A 5,562-nucleotide genomic window follows, 5' to 3' on the forward strand; every position below is an offset into this window, starting at 1 on the left:
CCCTGCGAACTGGAAGGTCTGCCGTTCGGATCAATCAGGCCGCGAACTGCCGCAGCGCTCGGGTCACCTCGTCCCGCTTGTACGGCTTGGAGAAGAACACACCGCGCACCGGGAGATCCTCGGGCGTGGGGCGGTGCTTACCCGAGATGATGATCAGTTCGATGGGCGGCCAGCGGTCACGGATCATGGCCGCGAGCTTCATCCCGTCGACGCCGCCGGGCATGTCGATGTCCGTGAACACCACCCGGATGTCGAGGCGGTTCTCCAAGATGCGGACCGCCTCGTCGGCGCTGCGAGCCTCGACCACGTCGAACCCCGCCGTCTCGACGAGGTCGACCGCCATCATGCGCTGAAGGGGCTCGTCCTCGACCACGAGGATCACGGCGGAGGCCGTTGGCATGGCTTGTCCCATGATGGCTTCCTAGGACTGATGGATCTGCGCGAGCGGCGCGCGCATCTCGGCCCGGAAACCGGTGGGCGCGTAGCGCAGGTCGACGTCGCCCGTTCCGACCAATCCGAGGCGGATCAGTCGCGAGCCGAAGCCGCGTCTGGCGGGTTCCTTCACGGGCGGCCCACCGCTCTCCTCCCAGTCGAGCACCAGGTCACCTTCGTCGCCATCGCCGTCGACGCGCCAACTGACCCCGACGTGGCCCTCATCGTTGGAGAGGGCCCCGTACTTCGTCGCGTTGGTCGCGAGTTCGTGCAGCAGAAGAGAGACAGATAGGGTCGCGCGCGGCCCAAGCGAGACCTGCGGCCCAGAAACCTTGAGCCGTGTGGTCTGGGCGAAGGTGCGCAGCACCGCGCTGGCGACCGCGTCCAGGGGCGCCGCCGTCCATTCCTGCTGCAGAAGGACGTCGTGCGCCGCCGAGAGCGCGTGGATGCGCTTCTCGAACGCCTCGACTGGTTCCCGGTCAGGGACCGTCTTCAGGGTCTGGGTCGCGATGGAGAGGACCATGGCCAGCATGTTCTTCATGCGGTGGCTCAGTTCCTGGTTGAGCACTCTCTGCTGCTCCTCCGCCTCCAGGCGACCGATGGCGGCCCGGGTACGGTCGGCGACGTTGCGCAGGAAAGCCTGCTCCTCAGCCGTCCACGCGTGCGGGTCGGCCTTGAGGGCAAAGAACAGGGTGACGAACTGGCCATGCTCCATCAGCGGGATATTGGCGATGGACCGGACACCCAGGGTAGCCAGGGCGTCGCTGCCGTCAGCCGTGCGCGGGTCGACCGTCGCGTCGGCGATGAACACGGCCCGGCCCGCCTTGAGGTCGTCGACGTAAGACCCGTAGCTCCGGAACGAGTACACGCCGTTCAGGCTCTCGACCCCCTCCGCGACGTGATCGTGAGCGATGGTGACGGTCTCGCGCACGTGGTCGACATCGCCGTACCCCACGTGGCTGAGCCCTAGCGTGCGCGTCAGGATCTCGGCGGCGACCGGGGCGACCTCCGCCTTAGCGGTGACGTGGCGCAGCCGGTCACCGAGTTCGATCAGGGCGTTGCGGCGTTCTTCGGCCTGCTTGCGCTCGGTAATGTCGATGAACATGACGGCGATACGCTGATCCGCCTCTTTGTGGCCGTGCGCCTCGAAGGTGCGGTTGAGGGCGGGCACGGCGACCTCGAACGTCGCGGGCTCGCCGGTGTCGACCACGCCCGCATAGATGTCGATCAGCCATTGCGGGATGGTTGGGATCACCTCGCGGATGGTTCTGCCCACGGTTTGGTTCGCGGGCAGGCTCGACTGGGTCTCGAAGGCGGGATTGACCTCCAGGAAACGCAGGTCGACCGCGCGGCCCGCGTCGTCCCGCAGGATCTCGCCGGAGAAGAACCCCTCATGCATGCTGGTGAACAGGCCGCGCTAGCGGTCCTCGCTCGCCGCGGCGGCGCGCTCAGTATCCTTCTGGACCGTGACATCCCGGGAGACCGAGAGCAGCTTCTCGGGAACACCTTCCGCGTCGAGGATCGGCGTGACCTGGACGTCCCACCAGCGCGGGCTGCCAGCCATGGTGCTGGCTCCGCCCTGGAAGCGGCCGATGCCGCCCGCCTTGGCCGCCACGACGGCAGCCTTGGCGTCTGCGTTGCCCTGGCCCTGCCAGAAGTCCGGCCAGGGGCAGCCGCGGATGGCGTTGAAGTCGCCGACCTCCATCACGCGCTTGCCACCCTCGCTCATGAACGTGAGGCGCGTATCCAGGTCGAGGACCTTGATGCAGTCGGCGGACGAGGCAAGCACGCTGCGCATGAACGCGGCCTCCTCACGCCTCTCCCTGAGGGCGCGCCGCAGTTCGAGCTGCGTCATCACCTGATGCGCGAGGACGCGCAGGGTCTGCTGCTGGACGGCGGTGAGATCGCGCGGCTCATAGTCGAGCACGCAGACGGTCCCGATGGCATGGCCGTCGGCGGTCTTCAGCAAGGCCCCCGCGTAGAACTTCAGATGGGGGTCGCCGGTGACCAGCGGGTTGCAATCGAAGCGCGGGTCGCGGGTAGCGTCGGGGACGAGGAGGAACTCGTCTTCCAGTATGGCGGCGGCACAAAAGGAGCTGTCGAGCGGGGTCTCCCGCACGCCGAGGCCGACCTCGGCCTTGAAGAACTGGCGGCCCTCGTCGATCAGGTTGACGACCGCGATGGGCGTGCCGCAGACCGCTGAGGCAAGCGCGGCGATCTCGTCGAATGCCGGTTCGCGCGGCGTATCGACGATCCGGTAGCCGTGGAGGGCCGCCAAGCGGGGATCCTCGGCGGCGAGGCCCGCGACGGCCACAGGCGACTTTGCTGGTTCAACCATGGACGAGGTCGCTGCCGATCCGCTTGCCTGCGCTCACTGCCAACCTGTGTGGCGGGGAGAATTGCGCGTCTGAGAAGGGCGAGGTTTTCTGGGGGGTATGGAGGGACATCGGCGACAAGCGGTGTCAGGTGCCAAGCCCTTATCACATGAGGTTCGATTGGGCATGAGACGTATGGGCGAGGTATGTGCGGCCCGTGCCCCTGTACTAGCGGTTTGGCTTAGCGGACCGAGGTCCAAAGACGCGCCTAGCTTAGCTTTGGCTGACCGTTCGAGGCCGAGACGCCGCCATCCACCGGCAGATTCACGCCGGTGACGAAGCGCGCATCCTCGCTGGCAAGGAAGGCGATGACCCCGCTGATATCGTTAGGCTGGGCGCCGCGACCCATCGGGATGCGCTCGTTGAACTTGGCCACGAGCTCGGGCTGGTCCTGCATGCCGGCGGTGAACGGCGTGTAGACCAGCGTCGGGTTGATCGCGTTCACCCGGACGCCCTGGGCCGCCTCGTCCATGGCCACCGCGCGGGTGAAATTCGTCACCGCACCCTTGGCTGCGCAGTAGAAGCTGTGGTTCCAGTCGCCGCCGAGCCCGGACACGGACGAGACGTTGACGATGCACCCGCGGCTCTCACGCAGGTGCGGCAGGGCGAACCGCGTCATGTAGAAGACGCCGTACAGGTCAGTCTCGATGATCGTCGAGAAGTCGGCGATGTCGCCTTCGTCGACCCGACCGAGGTGGTCCTTTCCGGCATTGTTGACGAGGACGTCGAGGCGGCCGAAGCGCTCGATTGCGGCCGCGACGACCTCCCGGCAGCGGTCGGCGTTCGAAAGGTCGGCGACCCGGGCGAGCGTCCTGTCCGCCCCGATCTCGGCGGCGACCCGGTCAAGGCCTTCACCGTTCATGTCGGCCAGGACGAGGCTCGCCCCCTCCTCGCCGAAGCGGCGTGCGGCGGCCTCGCCGATGCCGGATGCGGCACCCGTGACCAGGACGACCTTGTTCGAGAAACGTGACATCGCGATTCCTGAATTTGGACGCCGGGCAACCCGCCCGACGCCATGATGAAGGGCGGCCTCAGGCGCTGCGGGCCTGGTCCGGATGGCGCCCCTCGGCGAACTCCTCGACGATCTTGGCGCAGAAGGCCGGCAGATCCTTCGGGTTGCGGCTGGTGACGAGGCCCTTGTCGACCACTACCTCCGCGTCGACCCATTCCCCGCCCGCGTTGCGGATGTCGGTCTTCACGGTCGGGAACGACGTCAGCTTGCGCCCCTTCAGGACGTCGGCCTCAACCAGCGTCCAGGGTCCGTGGCAGATCACGCCAACCGGCTTGGCCTGCTGGAAGAATTCCCGGACGAAGCCGACCACGGCCTCGCTACCCCGGAGCTTGTCGGCCCCAACGCTGCCGCCGGGGATGACGAGCCCGTCGAAGGACGACGCGGACACAGCGTCGATGGTTTTGTCGACCGGGTATTTACCGGCGGGGTCGAGGTCGTTGTTGACCGTCTCGGCCTCGCCTGCCTCAAGCCCGACCACCGTGACCGTCGCGCCGGCCGCGAGCAGAGCGTCGCGGGGCTTGGTGAACTCCTGCTCCTCCGTCCCACGGGGGGCGATCAGGATGGCGATGGTCTTGCCCTGAAGGGTCATGGTTGGCTCCTCTGTGCGCGAACGGGAAGGGGTTGGCTCAAGCCGGGATGCTCTCGCGCGAGGCGGTATTCTCGGCGGTCACGCCGTTCTCCCGGTGGCGGAAATCGCTCAGTGCCCGATAGACCTGAAGCCGCGCCCGCATCACCGAACCGAGCGGCTGGTGCGCCGCGAGGCTGTGCGCGGGGCGAAAGGTCATCACCTCGTCGAAGTAGCGAACCCGCTCGGGGGAATAGGCGTCCTGCCGGGGCAGGCGGATCATCGCCACCGTACGGTACGGGCTGATCGAGACCGGCCAGTCGACCGAGGCATCCTCGATGGGCTGGCGCTCGGCATCGGCCCAGAGCTGCGCCTTTAGATCGTAGACCACCGCGTTGTCGCGGAAGAAGGCCGCCGCCGCGTGGCGGAAACCGTCCTCGTCACCGTGCGGATCAAGGCGCCATTCGGCGAGGTCCCGTTGGGCAGACGAAGCCGGGACCGCCCCGAGCTTGGCGACGTAGTCGCCGAACCGCATCGGGGCCTGACTGAAGTAGCTATCGGCGAGCGGGTGGCTGTAGGGATGGCCAAGGAAATCGGCCATGGCGCTCTCGGTGCCGAAGGCGTGCAGCACTCGGTTGAGGTTGCGCGCCGTGGCCGCGACGGCACTCTTCACGCCCTCCGGAAGGCCCGTCGATTTCCCGATGACTGTGCCGTCGCGCAGGAAGCCCGCCGCGGTGCCCGACGGGAAGGTCGTGCCGGTGGCGAGTACGAAGTCCTGAGTGTCGACGTCGTGCCCGGGGAGCTTCTCACCCGGCACTCCGAAGACCTTGATCGACATGCCGCGGTGGGTCGACACCCGGTCGCCCAGGATCTCCCCGGGCCCCTGCGCGAAGCGCACCGCCACCTTGTGCGTACCCGGCCTGGCAAACAGGCCTTGCGCGAGTTCTGGGGGCAGGTTCTCCGGAATGACCAGCTCCCCGACGACGCAGGCCGAGCTCTTGGCATGGCTCGCGCGTACCGCGCGGTGCTCACGCTTCTCCACCACCTGCGACTGCTGGGTCATCCCCTGGATGATGCCGTCGATGGACTTCTGCTCGTCCGGGGCGGGCGTCTCGATGTCGGGTGCGTAGCGAAGGAATGTCATCGGCGTATCCTCGACGTGTCGTCCGCCTGCGGGG

At 67.5% G+C, this 5,562-nt stretch carries 4 protein-coding genes and 1 pseudogene; all 5 read right to left on the reverse strand.

Going from position 1 to position 5,562, the window contains the following annotated elements; genetic code table 11:
• Positions 1-34: 34 nt before the first annotated feature.
• Positions 35-400 carry a response regulator gene (locus ACLBX9_RS09845; protein ID WP_447718273.1) on the reverse strand — a complete coding sequence of 122 codons (366 nt, stop codon included), beginning with the start codon at positions 398-400 and terminating at the stop codon, positions 35-37.
• Positions 401-421: 21 nt separating this feature from the next.
• Positions 422-2,770 (reverse strand): annotated as a pseudogene (locus ACLBX9_RS09850) (GAF domain-containing protein).
• Between the two features lie 245 nt (positions 2,771-3,015).
• Positions 3,016-3,780 (reverse strand): SDR family NAD(P)-dependent oxidoreductase, encoded by a 765-nt coding sequence (locus tag ACLBX9_RS09855; RefSeq protein WP_447718800.1) that lies wholly within the window; start codon positions 3,778-3,780, stop codon positions 3,016-3,018.
• A gap of 58 nt (positions 3,781-3,838) precedes the next feature.
• Positions 3,839-4,408, reverse strand: coding sequence for a type 1 glutamine amidotransferase domain-containing protein (locus tag ACLBX9_RS09860; protein WP_010685757.1), 570 nt, complete (start codon positions 4,406-4,408; stop codon positions 3,839-3,841).
• 37 nt (positions 4,409-4,445) lie between these two features.
• A complete protein-coding gene (locus ACLBX9_RS09865; protein ID WP_447718801.1) occupies positions 4,446-5,528 on the reverse strand; it encodes a catalase family protein in 1,083 nt (360 codons plus the stop codon).
• Positions 5,529-5,562: the final 34 nt, after the last annotated feature.

Source organism: Methylobacterium sp. A49B, from assembly GCF_053346215.1.